Source organism: Muricomes intestini (assembly GCF_004346165.1).
In the GTDB taxonomy this organism is placed as follows: Bacteria; Bacillota; Clostridia; order Lachnospirales; family Lachnospiraceae; genus Muricomes; species Muricomes intestini.
The window spans coordinates 89,673-107,638 of sequence record NZ_SLZZ01000002.1; the positions used below are offsets into that span (position 1 = coordinate 89,673).

14 protein-coding genes are annotated in these 17,966 nt (G+C 43.7%); 7 read left to right on the forward strand and 7 right to left on the reverse strand.

Annotated features, from left to right (window positions below; all coding sequences use genetic code 11):
• Positions 1 to 111 precede the first annotated feature (111 nt).
• Positions 112 to 510 carry a TIM barrel protein gene (locus tag EDD59_RS02015; protein WP_207670360.1) on the reverse strand — a complete coding sequence of 133 codons (399 nt, stop codon included), beginning with the start codon at positions 508 to 510 and terminating at the stop codon, positions 112 to 114.
• Positions 511 to 828: 318 nt separating this feature from the next.
• Here EDD59_RS02015 and EDD59_RS02020 point away from each other — a divergent pair, with 318 nt between their 5' ends.
• From EDD59_RS02020 to asnB, 6 genes are all read left to right on the forward strand, one after another.
• Positions 829 to 1,851 carry a LacI family DNA-binding transcriptional regulator gene (locus EDD59_RS02020; RefSeq protein WP_165920836.1) on the forward strand — a complete coding sequence of 341 codons (1,023 nt, stop codon included), beginning with the start codon at positions 829 to 831 and terminating at the stop codon, positions 1,849 to 1,851.
• Between the two features lie 88 nt (positions 1,852 to 1,939).
• Entirely contained in the window at positions 1,940 to 3,670 is a 1,731-nt protein-coding gene (locus EDD59_RS02025) for an ABC transporter ATP-binding protein (RefSeq protein ID WP_132378395.1), read from the forward strand.
• Positions 3,667 to 5,415, forward strand: coding sequence for an ABC transporter ATP-binding protein (locus EDD59_RS02030; RefSeq protein ID WP_132378397.1), 1,749 nt, complete (start codon positions 3,667 to 3,669; stop codon positions 5,413 to 5,415). The genes EDD59_RS02025 and EDD59_RS02030 overlap by 4 nt, the downstream gene beginning before the upstream one ends.
• Before the next feature lie 154 nt (positions 5,416 to 5,569).
• A complete protein-coding gene (locus EDD59_RS02035; RefSeq protein ID WP_132378399.1) occupies positions 5,570 to 6,463 on the forward strand; it encodes a dipicolinate synthase subunit DpsA in 894 nt (297 codons plus the stop codon).
• A gap of 38 nt (positions 6,464 to 6,501) precedes the next feature.
• Positions 6,502 to 7,080, forward strand: a complete 579-nt coding sequence (locus tag EDD59_RS02040) for a dipicolinate synthase subunit B (protein WP_132378401.1) — start codon at positions 6,502 to 6,504, stop codon at positions 7,078 to 7,080.
• A 33-nt stretch (positions 7,081 to 7,113) separates the two neighbouring features.
• On the forward strand, positions 7,114 to 8,964 hold the full coding sequence (gene asnB / locus EDD59_RS02045; protein WP_132378403.1) for an asparagine synthase (glutamine-hydrolyzing): 1,851 nt from the start codon (positions 7,114 to 7,116) through the stop codon (positions 8,962 to 8,964).
• Positions 8,965 to 8,984: 20 nt separating this feature from the next.
• Here the strand turns inward: asnB and EDD59_RS02050 are convergent, their stop codons facing one another.
• Positions 8,985 to 9,662, reverse strand: coding sequence for a YoaK family protein (locus tag EDD59_RS02050; RefSeq protein ID WP_132378405.1), 678 nt, complete (start codon positions 9,660 to 9,662; stop codon positions 8,985 to 8,987).
• Positions 9,663 to 9,921: 259 nt separating this feature from the next.
• On the opposite strand from EDD59_RS02050, the gene EDD59_RS02055 reads away from it, so the two are divergent.
• Positions 9,922 to 11,160, forward strand: a complete 1,239-nt coding sequence (locus EDD59_RS02055) for an aspartate aminotransferase family protein (protein ID WP_132378407.1) — start codon at positions 9,922 to 9,924, stop codon at positions 11,158 to 11,160.
• On the opposite strand, the gene EDD59_RS02060 is transcribed toward EDD59_RS02055, so the two are convergent.
• The 5 genes from EDD59_RS02060 to ald form a co-directional block, all read right to left on the reverse strand.
• On the reverse strand, positions 11,150 to 13,678 hold the full coding sequence (locus EDD59_RS02060) for an FAD-dependent oxidoreductase (RefSeq protein WP_132378409.1): 2,529 nt from the start codon (positions 13,676 to 13,678) through the stop codon (positions 11,150 to 11,152). The two genes, EDD59_RS02055 and EDD59_RS02060, sit on opposite strands and share 11 nt — an antisense overlap.
• Before the next feature lie 127 nt (positions 13,679 to 13,805).
• A complete protein-coding gene (gene recQ / locus EDD59_RS02065; protein WP_132378411.1) occupies positions 13,806 to 15,656 on the reverse strand; it encodes a DNA helicase RecQ in 1,851 nt (616 codons plus the stop codon).
• 83 nt (positions 15,657 to 15,739) lie between these two features.
• Positions 15,740 to 16,102 carry an MGMT family protein gene (locus EDD59_RS02070; RefSeq protein WP_132378413.1) on the reverse strand — a complete coding sequence of 121 codons (363 nt, stop codon included), beginning with the start codon at positions 16,100 to 16,102 and terminating at the stop codon, positions 15,740 to 15,742.
• Between the two features lie 263 nt (positions 16,103 to 16,365).
• Positions 16,366 to 16,725: a VOC family protein gene (locus EDD59_RS02075; protein WP_132378415.1), complete on the reverse strand. Its 360-nt coding sequence runs from the start codon at positions 16,723 to 16,725 to the stop codon at positions 16,366 to 16,368.
• A gap of 33 nt (positions 16,726 to 16,758) precedes the next feature.
• Complete coding sequence (gene ald / locus EDD59_RS02080) at positions 16,759 to 17,871, reverse strand: alanine dehydrogenase (protein WP_132378772.1); 1,113 nt, start codon at positions 17,869 to 17,871, stop codon at positions 16,759 to 16,761.
• Positions 17,872 to 17,966 lie beyond the last annotated feature (95 nt).

Genomic DNA, 17,966 nt, shown 5'->3' on the forward strand with positions numbered 1-17,966 from the left:
GTATTTCCATTTGGCGACTGCCGCGAGGGTCAAAGACCCCGCAGCTTGCTGCGTTGTAAGTTTGATGCCCCGTCAGCTTGCTGCGGGGTATTTGACTTTGTTCGGGCTATTCTATAATCCTTCACTTTCACTGCATTCATGGATAGCTTTAATTGCTGCAGCACTGTCAATTGACGGGTAAAGCTCAAACCCAACCATGTTTTGATAATGAATGTCTGACAGACATCTCATTACCGTGCGGAAATTAATAGCACCTGTACCCGGTTCTCCTCGCCCCGGTGCATCCGCTACATGTAAATAGCCGATAAATTCACCATATTTTTCAATCATTTCACACACTTTTCCCTCATTGAGGTACATGTGATAAGCATCATACAGAATCTTCACATTATCTGAGCCCACCTCACGGACAAGATCAACCGACGTTGCTGTATCAATGAGAAAGTTTCCCAGATGATCTTTAACCACATTCAGAGCCTCCAGTACAAATGTAATACCTGCCTCCTCCATGCATTCACCCTTGTGCATAATATGCATATATTTATACCCTAAAAATCCCGGATTATATTTATTTTTAAGATATATATGCGTTACTTTGGATTATATCATTGCACTATTACCTGGTCAATAGCATAACTTTAATTATTTTTATACATATTCCATATATTATTTTTAATAGCGGAGATTATATACGGTTAATTTTCATTTTAATACTTGTGCATTTCTCATTATTATGCACATAATTCAATTGACCGATATAAATAAATGTATTATTCTTGTTTTAGCAAAAAGATCAATAATAAGTTTTACCAGAAGGGAGCATATTCCATGATTACAACCCAAGAGCTTGCAGAATTGGCCGGGGTAAGCCAATCTACTGTATCAAGAAGCCTGCAGAATTCCTCACGCATTTCAATAGAGACAAAAACTAAAGTACAGGAATTAGCAAAGCAGCATGGCTATATTATCAAGAGGAAACAGAAACATTTCACAAATAATGGGGGCATTGCAATTATTTTAGACATTGGCAGAATAACCACTCCTCTTGATCTCTATCTGGAATACTTATCAAATGAACTTATCAAACAGGTTGAAAGTCAGAATTACTATCCTATAATTCTGTCACACGATGTTAATAATACTGATTCTTTCAAATATATTCAGTCTGTCATTGAAACAGGCAGCATTAAGGGAACTATTATTATTAACGACAATTATCATCCAGCGTTGGAAGAATATTTAAAGAACTTAAATATTCCACATATTTACACTCAGTATTTTTCACGCCCTATGAAGAAAAGTTTAAATATTGTTGATGTAGATCACTTTGCCGGTGGATTATTAGCTGCAAATCACTTACTCTCATTGGAGCACAGGAAAATTGCCACATTAACCTCCGTCGGCAGTGATTTTGATGAACGAACTGCCGGCTATTGCACCGCACTGAAAAGCAGTGGTCTCACCATCAATTCTGGCTGGATTGTCAAAACAGGACTCACCTATGCCGAAGGGTACGAGACAATGAGAAAAAATTGGGAAAAACTACAGGATTGTACTGCTTTTTTTGCACAGACAGACCGACTAGGTATTGCAGTGATTAATTATTTGACAGATCATGGGTACACAGTCCCTCAGCGATATTCAGTAATAGGCTTTGACGGAATTTACGAAGGCACTTATTGCCGGCCGAAATTAACCACTGTTATACAGCCGGTAGCCGAAATTGCCGAATCCAGCATGAATAGTCTTTCCCGGCTGCTCACTCAGAAAGATGGCGGTGCAACACACTTTTTTATTCAGCCCAGACTTTGTTTACGAAATTCTACTGCAAATGTATTTCTTCAGGAATAGGGAAATTCCTTCAATTTCGTAATGGTCTTTCTCCCGTTTTCGTGTTATCATAGTTAGAGTTTGGATTTATTTACAAGGAGATTTTATTATGAAATTGATGCTGCACTATCTAAAGCGATACAAACGCTATATATTTTTTAACATTCTGGCTGTCTTCGGTTTTGCTGCTGCTGAACTTGGAATCCCCACCATTGTATCCGAGATGATTGACAATGGTATTATTTTAAATGACAAGGGTTATATTTACAGGATGGGCCTTGTACTTTTGGCTGTGGCCATTTTGGGAGGAATAGGCAATATTGTCCTGGCCTATGGCAGTGCCAGAGTAAGTACTTATATTGTAAGGGACATCCGCAACGATATTTTCAGAAAATCACAGGAATATTCCCATACAGAATATAACAAATTCGGGGTTTCCAGTATGATTACCCGAACCACCAACGATGCCTTCGTTTTGATGCAGTTTATTAATGTTTTGCTGCGTACCGCACTTTTAACACCGATTATGATTTTCGTAAGCATGATTATGGTTGTCCGGACCAGTTTCTCCCTTTCTATGATAATCGGCGGCTGTATTCCCATCCTCTGCTTGGGAATTTATCTGATTGCAAAGAACAGCAAGCCCATCAGCGCCCGGCAGCAAAAGGGAATGGATAAATTAAACAGGATTTCCAGGGAAAACCTGAGCGGGGTACGTGTAATCCGTTCGTTTTGCAAGGATTCCTATGAAACGCAGCGTTTTTCCGACGCCAATGAAGATTACGCAAAAAATGCGAAAAAAATGTTCAGGCTTGTTTCTATTACTTACCCTGCTTTTTTTCTGCTGCTAAACATCGGGGTAGCCATAGTGTTTATAATCTCAAGCCATATGATTGATGCCGGAACGCTTCAGGTGGGAAAACTTGTAGCATTTCAGGAGTATATGTTCCATGCTATGTTTTCTATGCTGATGTTTTCTATGGTTTTTATTATGTATCCGAAAGCAGATATCAGTGCAACCCGGATTCAGGAGCTGCTCGACGAAGAGCCAACTATTAGAAACCCGAAGAAACCTGTAACTGAAGGGGACGGCAGTACTTCTCTTGTATTTGAACATGTATGCTTCCAATACCCAGACGGGGAGGCTCCCGTGCTGCATGATATCTCTTTTGAAGCTGGTAAGGGGGACACCATTGCATTTATCGGCAGTACCGGAAGCGGCAAGAGTACACTGATAAACTTAATCCCTCGTTTCTATGATATTAGTTCGGGAAGCATACGAATTGATGGAGTTGATGTGCGCAAATATGACCTTGCTGCCCTCCGCAGGAAAATTGGTTTTATTCCCCAGAAGGCACTACTTTTCAGCGGAAGCATTCACGAAAATATCCGCTATGGAAAGCAGGACGCCGTCCGGGAAGAAGTGGAACAGGCTGCCAAAATAGCGGAAGCATACGATTTTATCACGGAGAAGCCTGGACAGTTTGAAGAAATGATTGAGGAAGGCGGGGCTAATATGTCCGGTGGACAGCGGCAGCGCCTGAGCATCGCCAGAGCCGTTGTGAGAAGGCCTGAAATCTATATTTTTGATGATTCCTTCTCCGCTCTGGACTTCAAAACCGATGCAAAGCTCCGCAAGAAATTGAAGGCAGAAACAACAGAGGCGATTACTCTGATGGTAGCCCAGCGCGTATCTTCCATTATGGAAGCCACAAAAATCATTGTATTAAACGAGGGTATGGTAGTAGGTACAGGTACTCACCGTGAGCTGTTAAAGGACTGCTCCATCTATCGCGAAATCGCCGAAAGTCAGTTGTCAAAGGAGGACTTAGGCGCATGAAAAAGAAAACAGGCCTTATACGGCTGATTCCTTACCTAAAGAGACATGGCCTGAAAGTCATCATTGCTATTTTGCTGATTATCACAGCTGCTATTTTAATGGTAACCAGTCCATACCTGGAAGGAATGATTACAACCCAGCTTTTTTCCGATGTCACAGCCGGCCATGGAGTCAATTTTACCAAGATTGCAAAAATCATAGCAGGCCTCATCGTTATTTATTTTACTGAAGCTTTCTGTAACCTCTGTTATCAGTTTCTCCTGACAGACGCCATCCAGAATACAATGATGGATCTGCGAAATGAAGTAGAAGGGAAAATCAGACGGCTGCCCATCGCCTTTTTTGACACCCGTCCCCTGGGAGATACCTTAAGTAGAATTACAAATGATGTAGATACAATTTCAAATGCTCTGCAGCAAAGTTTTTCTCAGATATTAAATGCCATATTAGGCTTAAGCCTTGCCATGTTTATGATGTTTCGCATCCAGTGGAAAATGGCGCTGATTGCTGTGTTGATTATTGTGTTTTCCGCAGTCATTTCCAAACTTATTGTCAGCAGATCCCAGCCTCTCTTTCAAAGACAGCAGAATGCACTGGGACAGCTAAACGGAATTGTTCAGGAAAAATATACCGGTTTTAACGAGATTAAACTTTTTGGAAAGCAGGAAGATGCTTTTCAAGAATTTAAAGAGGCGAACGAAAGCCTGTGCCAAAATGGATTTAAGGCCCATTTCATCAGCGGCCTCATGTCCCCTTTAGTATCCTTTATCACCTATATAGGTATCGGTTTTGTGGCAATCTTGGGTGCACTTTATGCCATGTCGGGAGTCATCGCAGTGGGTCAGCTTCAATCCTTTATCCGCTATATCTGGCAGGTGAACCAGCCTCTTTCCCAAATTACGCAGCTTTCAGGTGCCATTCAGGCCTCTGTAGCCGCCGTCCACAGAGTATTTGATTTTTTGGATGAAGAGGAAGAAGCCGATGACGCGGACTGCCATGCTTTAGAAGGTCCGACGAAGGGCAATGTAGATTTTGAAAATGTTTATTTTTCCTACACTCCAGAAAAGCCGCTGCTCCAGGGCGTAAATGCAAATGTAAAAAGTGGTCAGATGGTAGCCATTGTAGGACCTACCGGTGTTGGAAAAACAACACTCATTAATCTGCTGATGCGCTTCTACGATGTCACCGGAGGCAGTATTAAAATAGACGGCATAGATATCCGCCATATGAAGAGAGAAGAACTCCGCTCACAATTTGGCATGGTGCTGCAGGACACCTGGCTTTTTAAAGGCACAATATTAGAAAACATTGCTTATGGAAAGGACGATGCGACGGGAGAAGAAATCACGAACGCCGCGAAGGTTGCAAACGTACACCATTTCATCAGGACTCTGCCGGACGGTTATAATATGGTGTTGAACGAAGAAGCAAACAACATTTCCCAGGGAGAAAAACAGCTTCTCACCATCGCCCGGGCTGTACTTTGTAATCCTTCTATCCTGATTCTGGATGAAGCTACAAGTTCTGTGGACACAAGACTGGAGCAGATGCTGCAGGATGCAATGCAGAAGATTATGAAGGGACGCACCTCCTTTGTAATTGCACACAGATTGTCAACTATTAAAAATGCAGATTTGATACTTGTAATGCAGGACGGCAATATCGTGGAACAGGGAACTCATAAAGAATTGCTGGAAAAGAAAGGCTATTACGAGCAATTGTATTACGCCCAGTTTGCCAACTAAAAGATCTGCCGGCTGATATCCCGGCAGACCTTTTAATTTACTAATGCAAAAACTTTTAATAATATTCTCGCTAATTAATAATTTATCATTTTCTATCCTCATAAGCAGTTCCTGCATATAATAAATAAAATTGTGTCTTATCAGGAGTTTTACGATGGAATACCCTCAATACGATTATGCAGTCATCGGCGGAGATATGCGGCAGGTCTATCTGGCGGAGGAATTAAGCAGTTCTCAGACACAGGTCTGCCATTATGCACTGATGACAGAACCCGATAAACGCAGATGTGGGCCGGATTCTCAAATCTTTGCCGCAGACTCTCTTAAAGGTGCCTGCAGCACCTCACGCTGTGTCATATGCCCGATTCCTCTGAGCAGAGGTGGTGCATATCTCAATCAAAGTGCATCCCTAGAAGATGTATCCCTAGTTTCTATTCTAACAGCATTACAGCCCAGACAATATTTTTTTGCCGGATGTATCCCTGAAAACTTCAGAAACTTTGCAGTTGAAAAAGGGGTTTCTGTTTTTGATTTTATGCAGAACGATACACTTGCCGTATATAACACAATTGCCACTGCCGAAGGAGCCATATGTGAAGCAATTTTGCGAAGTTCCATGAATCTGAACCAGAGCCGGTGCGCCGTTCTTGGATATGGGAAATGTGGAGCTACATTGGTTTCCTATTTGAAGGGAATGTTTTGCCGGGTATACACCTTTTGCAACAATCCCGGGAAATGTGCCCGGGCCGCTATTGTCTCCGATGATACCGGAGATATAGAGGACTTCAAAAAAGGTGCAAAGGATTTTGACTTCATCTTCAACACAATCCCTGCGCTTGTTATCTCATCAGATACTTTGGAGGTTATGAAGCCCTCCGTCACCATTATTGATATTGCTTCCGCCCCCGGCGGAGTAGATTACCAAGCCGCCAAAGCTCTTGGTAAAACTGCGGCATTGTGCCCCGGCCTTCCCGGAAAATATGCACCCTCTTCATCAGCAAAGGCCCTAAAGAAATCTATTGAGAATATATTATCTCAGAAGAAATAGCAGACAAAACAACAACAATAAAACTAGGAGTGATTTGAATGTCTTTAAAAGGAAAAACCATTGGAGTTGCACTAACCGGCTCCTTTTGTACTTACGATAAAGTCTTCACGGAACTTCAAAAGCTTGCAGATGAGGGGGCACTGGTACAGACCATTTTCTCAGATGCGGCCGGCAGCATAGACACCCGTTTTGGAAGAGCAGAGAATTTTGTTGAAAAAGCAGAAGAAATTACAGGAGTGAAACCGATGATGACCATATCCGAAGCAGAACCAATCGGCCCTGGCAATCTGCTGGATATTCTTGTGCTTCTCCCCTGTACCGGCAATACTATCGCAAAACTCGCCAACGGCATTACCGACACTCCGGCTTTGATGGCAGCAAAAGCTCATCTTAGAAATAGTAAGCCTCTGCTTATCTCCATTTCTACAAACGATGCTCTAGGTATGAATATGAAAAATATAGGCCTGCTGCTAAATGCCAAAAATGTGTACTTTGTCCCTTTCGGACAGGATAATCCTAAAAAGAAACCCAATTCTATGATTGCACACACCGACCTTCTGATTCCCTCTCTAGAAGCAGCTTTGGAGGGCAGACAATATCAACCTATCATCCAGTAAACCATTCATATACAGAAAAAAGGAGAAGAAAGAATGTGCGGAATTGCCGGATTTTTTAATCCTTACGTAGATTACATGGCGGAGAAACCTAAATGGAAAGGTATTCTAGAGAAAATGAACCGTGTCCAAAAACGCAGAGGTCCCGATGATGAAGGAACTTACTTAAGCTCCCTGTGCGGTCTGGCCCATGTGCGCCTTGAAATCATTGATTTGGTCACGGGACAACAACCCATGGTACGAAAAAGGCAGGGACGGGAATGTGTCATTGTCTTCAACGGTGAGATTTACAATATGGCTGAATTAAAGGCAGAGCTCTTACTGGAAGGAGCAGACTTTCAGACTGCCAGCGATACAGAGGTGATTTTGGAAGGCTACATGCTCCACGGAAAAGACTATATCAAAAAGCTGAACGGTATTTTTGCAATCGCGCTCTGGGACTCTGCCGCCAGTGAACTTTATCTGTTCCGCGACCGGCTGGGTGTCAAACCACTATTTTATAGCATGACGGGCAAAACCCTTGTCTTTGCCTCAGAAATAAAGGGACTTCTGGCCTACCCCGATATTACACCTGTCATTGATAAGGAAGGACTTTGCGAAATCTTTGCTCTCGGTCCCGCAAAAACTTATGGCAAAGGTGTATTTAAAAATGTACTGGAGGTTCTGCCCGGGGAATGTATTACCTTCGACCGCACTTCCTGCAATAAAGAATTCTATTGGACTCTTAAAAGCCGTCCTCATGAGGATTCTTTTGCACAGACCATTGAAAAAACTGCATGGCTTGTAGAGGATGCCGTTAAAAAGCAGATGCTCTCCGATATTCCCATCAGTACCTTTCTCTCCGGCGGTGTGGACAGCAGCTTGGTGACAGCTATCTGCGCCAGGGAATTAAAGAAACAGGGGAAAATTCTGAACACATTTTCCTTTGACTTCCAGAACAATGATAAATACTTTAAGTCCAACTCGTTCCAGCCCAGCCAGGATAGGCCATATGTAGAGCAGATGGTAGATTTTGCGGGAACGAACCACCATTTTCTGGAATGCACGAACCAGAACCAGCTGGATTGTCTGTACAAAACAGTAGATGCCAGAGACCTTCCCTGTATGGCAGATGTGGAATCTTCCCTGCTGTATTTCTGCTCAAAGGTAACCGATTACAACAAAGTTACCTTGACCGGTGAATGTGCAGATGAAATTTTTGGCGGATACCCGTGGTTCCACAGCCAAAAGGCTTTTCAGACCGATGCTTTCCCCTGGTCCGACGATATGGGCCCCAGGCAGGTGCTCTTATCTGACAGTTTGATTCAGGAACTGCATATGGAAGAATATGCCCATGCTGCTTATGAGAAAACCATCGGCGAAACCCCGGTTCTTCCAGAAGATACCCCGGAGGAAAAAAGGCGCCGGGAAATTTCTTATCTGAACCTGCGCTGGTTCATGGTCACCCTTCTGGACAGGATGGACCGCACCAGTATGTACAATGGGCTGGAAGCAAGGGTTCCTCTGGCCGATTACAGGATTGTAGAGTATGTTTTTAATGTTCCATGGCATATGAAATGCCCCGGCGGTATTGTAAAAGGGCTGCTGCGCCACGCCGGAGAGGGACTTCTCCCCAAGGAGGTGCTGTGGCGGAGAAAAAGTCCTTATCCCAAAACCTACGACCCCGCGTACGAAAAACTGCTTGGGCAACAGTTAAAAGAGGTTTTGGCTGATTCCAATGCCCCTGTGCGTACATTACTTGACAAAAAGAAGGTGGATACTTTCCTGAACAGTTCCTCCGATTACGGGAAACCCTGGTACGGTCAATTGATGGCAGGCCCACAGATGTTGGCTTATATGCTGCAGGTAAATTACTGGCTTAAAAAATACCATGTGCAAATCCTATAAAGATATCAGCTTCCAACTTTTTACTTTTCCAGATCTTCTTTAATAAACATAAGTACAAATCCTATAAACAGTAAGGCTGCAGCTATCCAGATAGCCCTTAAGCCTACGTGCATACTCATTACAGCACCTACAGCTGCACCCACCGCAAAGATAAAAATAACAAGATAATAATGCATGCTCTTTTTTCTCAGGACCTTGTCCTTTGTGATATGGTATTTGCACAGCAAAGCCGTAGCATTACGCATATTTCCTATGCACATGGTAGTGGCGGAGGGCATTCCCTTAAATTTGCGAAATCCATTGACCTGCATCGCACAGGCAAAAGACAAGATAACATTTGCCGGCACATCCATAGAATGAGGCAGAAGCCCCACAATAATCAGCAGGACAGCCTCCGCAAGCAGTACGATCTGCCTCCAGTGGATTTTCTGGTATTCTTTCCACAGATGATGTACCCATTCTGTCACATATACCCCTCCGATAAATGCAGTCAAAGGCAACAGATATCGCAGGGCAGCCTGAAAGTTCCTCTGGGCCAGATTCTGCCCCAGCAATACAATATTTCCGGTCTGGGCATTGGCGAATACCTCCCCCCTAATATTATAGGAATAGGCATCCTGGAACCCACCCGCCAGTGTCAAAAATACAGCCAGAAGCATGGATTCTGACATCTGTTGTTTTGTTTTCAGCTTTAGCATTTGTCTTTCCTCCTGCAAATTTACTCTACCTACTATTATACTTCACTGCAAAATAGTGTAAACCGGGAAAATGTATAAAGAATTTATTCATTTTTTCCCGGAGCACAAATTTTTTTAAAAACTATTGACAACACAACATAAGCAAGAGTATACTTCATTCTAGTAAGAAAAACGGAAACGACGTTGATTCCATTTAAGGAGTCACCGTCGTTTTTTTGTTTTTGTACTTAAATATTTAATAGACATGGAGGTATGCAAAATGAAATTAAAGGATGCGGGATTAACAAAGAACGAGTTGAAAGCATTAGTTGATAAGTATATGATTGACACCTATGAACGCTTCGATATGATAGCTGAGACAGCAAAGGATATGTATATTTACGATGAAAACGGTGAGGGTTACCTTGATTTCTACGCCGGCGTAGCAGTGAACAGCACCGGTAACTGCAATGAAAAGGTCGTTGCTGCTGTGGAAGATCAATTAAAGGATATTATGCATACTTTTAATTATCCCTACACCATTCCCCAGGCTTTGCTGGCCGAGAAAGTCTGCACAGCCATCGGGATGGATAAAGTTTTCTTTCAGAACACCGGCACAGAATCCAATGAGGCCATGATCAAAATGGCAAGAAAATACGGGGTTGAAAAATATGGCCCGCACAAATACAATATTGTCACTGCTTTTGATGGTTTCCATGGAAGAACCTACGGTTCCATGTCTGCAACCGGCCAGCCTGACAATGGCTGTCAGATTGGATTCAAGCCTATGGTTCCCGGATTTACCTATGCAAAATTCAATGACCTGGAGGACTTTAAAGCAGCCGTTACAGACAATACCATCGCAATTATGATTGAACCTGTCCAGGGAGAGGGCGGCGTACACCCTGCAACAATGGAATTTATGAAGGGGCTCAGAGAATTTTGCGATGAAAAGGGACTACTCCTACTGTTGGATGAAATACAGACCGGATGGTGCAGGACAGGAGCTGTCATGTCTTTCATGAACTATGGTATTAAACCGGATATTGTATCCATGGCAAAAGCACTGGGCGGGGGAATGCCAATCGGTGCCATCTGTGCATCCGCAGAGGTGGCAAAATCCTTTACTCTAGGCTCACACGGAACCACCTTTGGAGGACATCCGGTATCCTGCGCGGCGGCTCTTGCAGCAGTAAGTGAGTTGCTGGATAACAATCTCGCCGAAAATGCTAAGAAAATGGGTGCTTACTTCAAGAAAAAACTGACAGCACTGCCCCATGTCAAAGAAGTCAGGGGCCAGGGGCTCCTGGTCGGGGTAGAATTTGACAACCATGTCAATGCCATTGAGGTTAAGCATGAAGCCTTTGCAAGAAAACTTTTGATTACGGCAATCGGCAGCAATGTCGTCCGCATGGTACCGCCCCTTATCCTGACTGAAGCCGACTGCAATCAGGCTTTTGATATTCTTTACGAATGTGTGACCGCGATTGCGGGTGAACCTCATTTTCTCAGGCTATGATTTCCTTATAAGGAGCTTTTCGCTCTACTGCCTCAGAGAGTTTTCCCATCTCAGACACATCTCCTATAAGAATTACCCCACACAGACGGTTATTCAGGAAGAAATATTTTTTGTACTGCTTTCTTCCCATATCTTTGAATTCTACAGTCTTATAAATCAGATTGGGGTTTTTACCCGCATCCCCAATTGCATAAAGGGCCGTATTCATTCCATGGAATGTAAGAGCTGCCGGCACCTGGACGTATTCTTTCTCTTCCCCCGCGGCGTTGGCGCCTGCCACTTTTCCCTGTTCCACAGCCTCCGGCCAGATTGCATAGTTCACACCCTTGTACTGTGCACAGTCGCCGCATGCATACACACCCTTCACACTGGTTTCCATTTTACTGTTTACCACAATGCCACGGTCCGTTTCCAGCCCCATCTGCTGTGCCAGACCTACGTTTGCCCTGACACCGCTGGAGACAATGACCAGATCTGCCGAAACTTCTTCACCGTCTTTTAATTTTACCGCGGTTGTATACTCTTCGCCGAGGATTGACTCCACCTGCATGTCCGTTCTAATGTGCACTCCACACTCTTCGCTGATTGTCTTTAGAAGCTCTCCTGCCGGAAGGTCCAGCTGTCGTCCCATCAGAACCGGTGCAATCTCCAGAACAGTGACATGACATTTTGCCTTCTTCATTTCCCACGCAGCTTCAAGACCTAACACACCGCCGCCAATCACTACTACATTTTTCACATTTGGCAGAAAGTCAGCTATTTCCCTCGTGTCCGCAAGACGGCGGATTGCCACTACAGACTTCTTATCGCTGCCCGGAATCGGCGGCACAAAACATTCCGCACCAAGAGCATAGATTAGTTTTGTATATTGCAGCTTAACTCCATCCTCAAGGGTAACTTCCTTCTCTGCGGTATCTACTGAAATAATCCTTTTCCCCAGAACCTGTACTATTCTCTGCTCCTCATACCACTGTTTTCCCTGCACAGCTATCTGGTCCTCACTTAAACCTGCCATAATCGACTTTGTCAGCATGGGCCGGTTATACGAGCGATACGGCTCCTCAGAAACCATAACGATGGAGGCAGTCTTATTGCGCTCCCGGATTGATTTTGCCGCATAGAAGCCCGCCGCCCCATTTCCCAGAATCAGATAGAAGTCCTTTGTATCATTTTGATACGAATCATCCTCTGCCTCTACCGGAACAAAATTTTCCTTGCCCACACCACAGACAGGACAGATTTCCAGTGAAGAGTCAAATATTTCTCCGCAGACCAGGCATTTTACAAGAGTTGTTTTTGCAGAATTCTTCTTTGTATTTGGCTTCTCCAAAAGTGTACATCCAAAATTATACCCAAAATCAAAGGCATCCTGCCTATCCGCTTGGTCCGGCTTAAAACGGACCTTATATCCAGCCACAACCTTCATCCTAAGCTGCCGCAGACGCTCCTCAATATGAGGAACACCCTCACCGCTCCAACCATAACTTCCAAACACGCTGGCAAATTTTCCCCCATGAGTGACAGGAGTCATCGCCAGAGTCAAATCCCAGATTGGTTTCAGAGCCTCCCCCAGAATCGTTGGGGTGCCGAATAAAATACCATCCGCGAACCCAAGCTCCTCTACAACCTTATCTGTATCTGCAGTTACCATATCGTAGAGATGCACATCAATATCACCGCTGTCCTCAATGCCCTCTGCAATATTTTGTGCCAGCTCCTGTGTATACCCGTATGCACTGACATAGGGAATCACTACCGTTTTCTTCTGATTCGGATTTACAACCGTACACCATTTCTCATACCACTGGTACATCTGCTCCAGTTTAGTGTCCAGAACCGGACCGTGTCCTGTACCAATCATAGTGATATCCATGTTGCGCACCCGATCCAGGGCCGTCTTCATAAAAGATTTAAAGGGAGCAATAATACAGTCGAAATAATATTTTACCGACTCTTCATAATCTTCCCAGTTTTGAACCTTACTCAGCAGGACATCTGGAAACGCATAATGAGCGCCGAAGGAGTCACAGGTGATGAGAATCTGCTCCTCTTCAATATACGTATACATAGTATCCGGCCAGTGTAGGTTTGGCACGCTCATAAAACACAGCGTCTTATCGCCAATCTGCATCCGTTCATCATCTTTAACTACAATCCCTGTAAAATCGCGGTTTACAATTTCCCCCAAAAATGAATTAGCTGCCCCGGTAGAAATAATCTTCAGATGAGGGCACAAATCCAGCAGCCGCTCCACACTTCCCGCATGATCCGGCTCCGTGTGGCTGACCACCAGATAATCAATCGCGGTGACATCTGTAACCTCCTCAAGCTTCTCCAGATAATCATCCCAAAACTTCACTTTTGCTGTCTCAAACAAAATAGTCTTGTCCCCTGCCTTCAGCACATAAGAATTATACGTAGTGCCAAATTTTGTATACATAATAATATCAAACACACGCAGGGAATCATCCACAATCCCAGTCCAATAAAACCCATCTCTCAACTTTAGACTCTTCATTTAGCTACTCCTTTCGTTTAAAGGGCAAAAGGGGTCCAAAAGGGGTCAGACCCTTTTGAGGCCCATATTCAGAATATTCTGATATTTTTTCTTATTATACTACTCGCTGTCCTCTTCCGCAATTGCGTTACGCTTCGATTCCCTGCTCCTTAATGTATTCCCGGATCAGGCCCATAAATACTTCCCCGTACTTCTCATATTTATTATTTCCCACGCCGTTAATTTTCAGCATAGAGTCCTTCGTGGAAGGTAAATATGTACTCATCTCTTTTAAAGTTCTATCTGAGAAAATAATGTAGGGCGGCACATGGTTCTGCTGTGCCATTTCGTATCTGCGCACCCGGAGCCGCTCGAAAAGCTGAGGATATTTGGCATCTGCCACTTTCCGCTTTTTCTCTCCCTGCTGCTTTGCCACAGTTTTTTCCACCTCTTTCGGAAGTTTCAGCACAATCGTTTTCTGACCTTCATCAGAAATAAACTGCCTGCCCTCTTCGGTCATCTTTAAAACCGGATACTCACCTGGCGTTAAAAATAAATATCCTTTTATCAGCAAATCATTCATAATCTGCCGGATACGAATCAGTGTTACACTCTTTAAACCCCCATAAAATGAATTCTGCTCCAACCGAAACTTGCGCACCTTTGCAGTTTCAGACCCATGGGCCGCCTCTATAATTGCATTGATACCGTACCGCTCGCCGCTGGTTCTGACTAAATTGATAATGCAACCTGCCTCGGCAGTCACATCAATATCCTTAAATTCTGTCAGGCAATTCTCACAATTTCCACAGTAATTGCCGCCGTATTCTCCAAAGTACCGCAAAATATAATCTCGCAGACATTCATTAGTAAAACAATAAAAGGTCATTTTCCGCAGACGTTCACTGTCACGTTCCTGTATCAACTGGCGTCCTTCAACATCCAGTTCTTCATTTTCTGTCTGCTTAGTGATTAAAAATTCATTGATTTTTACATCCTGGCCGGAATACAGCAGAATACACTCTGCAGGCTCCCCATCACGCCCGGCCCGCCCTGCCTCCTGATAATAGCTTTCGATATCTTTGGGCATATTAAAATGAATAACAAATCTTACATTAGATTTGTCAATTCCCATACCAAATGCATTCGTTGCCACCATAATGGGTTTGATGTCATAGATAAAATCATCCTGATTCTGCTTTCTGGCAGCATCGGATAACCCAGCGTGATATTTCGCCGTCTGGTACCCTTCTTTTAAAAGAACTTCATAGACTTCTTCTACATTTTTTCTTGTGTTGCAGTAAATAATTCCGCTCTTATCAACATTTTTCTGTAAGTAAGAGAGCAATTCTGCTAGCTTATTTTTTGGTTTCTTTACTGCAAAATAAAGATTCCTGCGGTCATAACCTGTTACTGCTTCCAGAGGATCATTAAGGCCCAGAATACAGACAATGTCGTCTTTTACCGCCTTTGTGGCCGTTGCTGTATATGCCGTAATAACCGGTCTTTTGGACAGCATATTGATAAAATCCACAATTTTTAGGTAGCTGGGTCTAAAGTCCTGTCCCCACTGAGAAATACAGTGTGCCTCATCCACGGTCACCATAGAAATATCCACGCTGTTCACCAGTGATAAGAAAGACTCCGTCATCAGCCGCTCCGGCGCCACATAAATAATCTTATATCTTCCTTCTCTGGCATTTGCCATTGCCTTTTTGTACTGTACCTCAGTAAGCGAACTGTTGATGAATGCAGCATGAATCCCCAGTTGATTCAGGGCTGTCACCTGATCCTTCATCAGGGAAATCAACGGGGAAACAATGATTGAAATCCCCTCAAACAATAACGCCGGCACTTGATAACAAATAGATTTCCCCGCACCTGTCGGCATAATACCCAAAACATCCCGCCCTTGCAATGTACCCTCTATCAGTTCCTCCTGCCCCTCACGGAAGAAGGTATATCCAAAAACTTCTTTTAAAACTTTGTGTGAATTCATTCCTCTCCTCTTTCTTTTGTATTTTGTAACTATTCAGAACCAAGCAGCGAGAAAACCGTAGGTTTTCGAGCTTGATTCTGGAATCATATGCCCCGAACTTCAAACTCATTTCGCAGCCAAAGGGCATCTTCCATCGTATTTTTCCAGCCGTCCCTTTTCAAGTCAATCTGCAGGCCCCGCTCTGTCCGGTTCACCCGTATGCCCTCCTGCTCCAGCATCTGCTTTTGCAGATCCGGCGTCTCAAAGGCCGCCGCACCGCTTAAAATCCCACTTGCATTCACTACCCGGTACGCCGGCACATCGCCCGCCAGATTATGGCCCAGGGCATATCCGACCTGTCTTGCATTCTTCGGTTTTCCGCAGAGCATCGCAATCTGGCCGTAAGTTGCCACCTTTCCCTTAGGAATCTGCCGGCAAACTAATGCTGTTCTTTTATAAAAGTTCATATGATTTTTTCCACCTTATTGTTTCTATGTCATCTCAAGGTACACCACATATTTCTCATAACATGATGTAGAAGTCAAAAGGTGTTTTGACCCTTGATACCTACGGATTGCTCCGCACTTTGTGCTCCTGCAATCCTGAACCTGCCGTTCTGAATTACGGTGCCTTTATTACATGGTTAAAAAGAATATGGAGATTATTCTGCCTTTACAGCAAACCTCTTATTATATTTAGGAAAAAACTGTTTACCCAGTCAAGCATACAGCTAAATCTGTGCAATCTGAACTTTAAACCCATTAGGATCTTCTACAAAGAAGAACCGGGAGTGTGGATTAGGCTGAATAATATCACTTAGGAGTTTTATATCTTTCTCTTTCATACTCTCAAACGCCTGTTCCAATGAATCTACTGCAAACCCCCATGAAATATCAGCTCCTACATTGCCCCCCGGACGGGCAGCATCCTGAATCAGCTCCACCTGTGTTTCCCCACTGCCCAAAAAAGCAATTTCTGTCTGCTCTCCCGCATTGAAACGGCGGACAAGGGGAAGTCCTATAACTCCTTCATAAAACTGTATGGATTCGTCCAAATCTTTTACATAAAGTGTACTCCAACAAAATTTCATAATAATTTTCCTTTCCCTGCATTAATAGTGTTTTTAAATTAACTCAAAAATGTCTGTGTATTCCATATCATGTGCTTCTGCAACCTCTTTACAGGTCAATTTGCCCTCATAGCAATTCATTCCGAGTGCAAGCAGCCCGTCCCTTCGAATTGCTTCCTCTACACCAACATCAGCAATTGCAAGTCCATAACGCAGTGTTGCATTTGTGAGTGCCATTGTGGAAGTCATTGCAACCGCTCCTGGCATATTAGCTACGCAGTAATGAACTACACCCTTCTTTATAAAGGTCGGATTGTCATGATACGTAGGCACTGTCGTTTCACAGCACCCCCCCTGGTCCACCGCAACATCCACAATAACACTTCCATTTTTCATTCCGTCAAGATATCTCTCTTTTATCAATTTCGGAGCTTTTGCACCGGGAATCAAAACTGATCCAATCACAAGATCCGCCTCACAGCATGCTTTCTCCAATGCAGAATCAGTGCTGTACATAGTTTGAATTCTTGAGCCAAACATATCATCTAAATACGTGAGACGATCTATATTATTATCTGCAATCGTCACTCTTGCGCCTAAGCCCACAGCCATTTTGCATGCATTTGTTCCGACAACACCTGCGCCTATAATTAATACATTTGCCTGCCTGACACCTGACACTCCGCCTAATAACAGGCCCATGCCCCCCATTGTGCGCTCCAGACACCTAGCTCCCTCCTGAATGCTTAGTCTTCCTGCCACTTCACTCATAGGCTTCAAAAGCGGAAGTCCGCCATTTTTGTCCCTGATAGTTTCATAGGCTACAGCCTTAGCTTTACTTTTCAGAAGTGCATCTGTAAGAGGCCTGTCTGCCGCAAGATGAAGATATGTGTAAATAATCTGATTTTCTCGAATCAAATCATATTCCTCTTCCAAGGGCTCTTTAACTTTTACGATCATATCACATTCCGCCCATATTTCTTCTGCCGTATCCAGAATAACTGCCCCGGCTTCCCTGTACATTTCATCGGTAAAAAAAGCGCCTTCTCCTGCGCCCTTTTGAATGTAAACCTGATTTTTGCGGTTTACATACTCTTTTACATTTTCCGGAGTCAAGCCAACCCTGTACTCATATTTTTTAATTTCTTTTACACATCCTACTTTCATCTTTGTCCATTGCCCTCTTTCAATCATTTTTAATAGCAGCACCAGGCCTACACCAAATGATTGGCCCTTTGTATTTTTCCAGTATGCCGCTAATA

Excerpts from the sequence above, each read along its gene's own strand:
- EDD59_RS02025 (WP_132378395.1), top strand. The coding sequence starts at position 1,940 with ATGAAATTGATGCTGCACTATCTAAAGCGATACAAACGCTATATATTT.
- EDD59_RS02075 (WP_132378415.1), bottom strand. The coding sequence starts at position 16,725 with ATGAAATTTTGTTGGAGTACACTTTATGTAAAAGATTTGGACGAATCC.
- EDD59_RS02015 (WP_207670360.1), bottom strand. The coding sequence starts at position 510 with ATGGAGGAGGCAGGTATTACATTTGTACTGGAGGCTCTGAATGTGGTT.
- asnB (WP_132378403.1), top strand. The coding sequence starts at position 7,114 with ATGTGCGGAATTGCCGGATTTTTTAATCCTTACGTAGATTACATGGCG.
- EDD59_RS02030 (WP_132378397.1), top strand. The coding sequence starts at position 3,667 with ATGAAAAAGAAAACAGGCCTTATACGGCTGATTCCTTACCTAAAGAGA.
- EDD59_RS02055 (WP_132378407.1), top strand. The coding sequence starts at position 9,922 with ATGAAATTAAAGGATGCGGGATTAACAAAGAACGAGTTGAAAGCATTA.
- EDD59_RS02070 (WP_132378413.1), bottom strand. The coding sequence starts at position 16,102 with ATGAACTTTTATAAAAGAACAGCATTAGTTTGCCGGCAGATTCCTAAG.
- EDD59_RS02060 (WP_132378409.1), bottom strand. The coding sequence starts at position 13,678 with ATGAAGAGTCTAAAGTTGAGAGATGGGTTTTATTGGACTGGGATTGTG.
- EDD59_RS02040 (WP_132378401.1), top strand. The coding sequence starts at position 6,502 with ATGTCTTTAAAAGGAAAAACCATTGGAGTTGCACTAACCGGCTCCTTT.
- recQ (WP_132378411.1), bottom strand. The coding sequence starts at position 15,656 with ATGAATTCACACAAAGTTTTAAAAGAAGTTTTTGGATATACCTTCTTC.
- ald (WP_132378772.1), bottom strand. The coding sequence starts at position 17,871 with ATGAAAGTAGGATGTGTAAAAGAAATTAAAAAATATGAGTACAGGGTT.
- EDD59_RS02050 (WP_132378405.1), bottom strand. The coding sequence starts at position 9,662 with ATGCTAAAGCTGAAAACAAAACAACAGATGTCAGAATCCATGCTTCTG.
- EDD59_RS02020 (WP_165920836.1), top strand. The coding sequence starts at position 829 with ATGATTACAACCCAAGAGCTTGCAGAATTGGCCGGGGTAAGCCAATCT.
- EDD59_RS02035 (WP_132378399.1), top strand. The coding sequence starts at position 5,570 with ATGGAATACCCTCAATACGATTATGCAGTCATCGGCGGAGATATGCGG.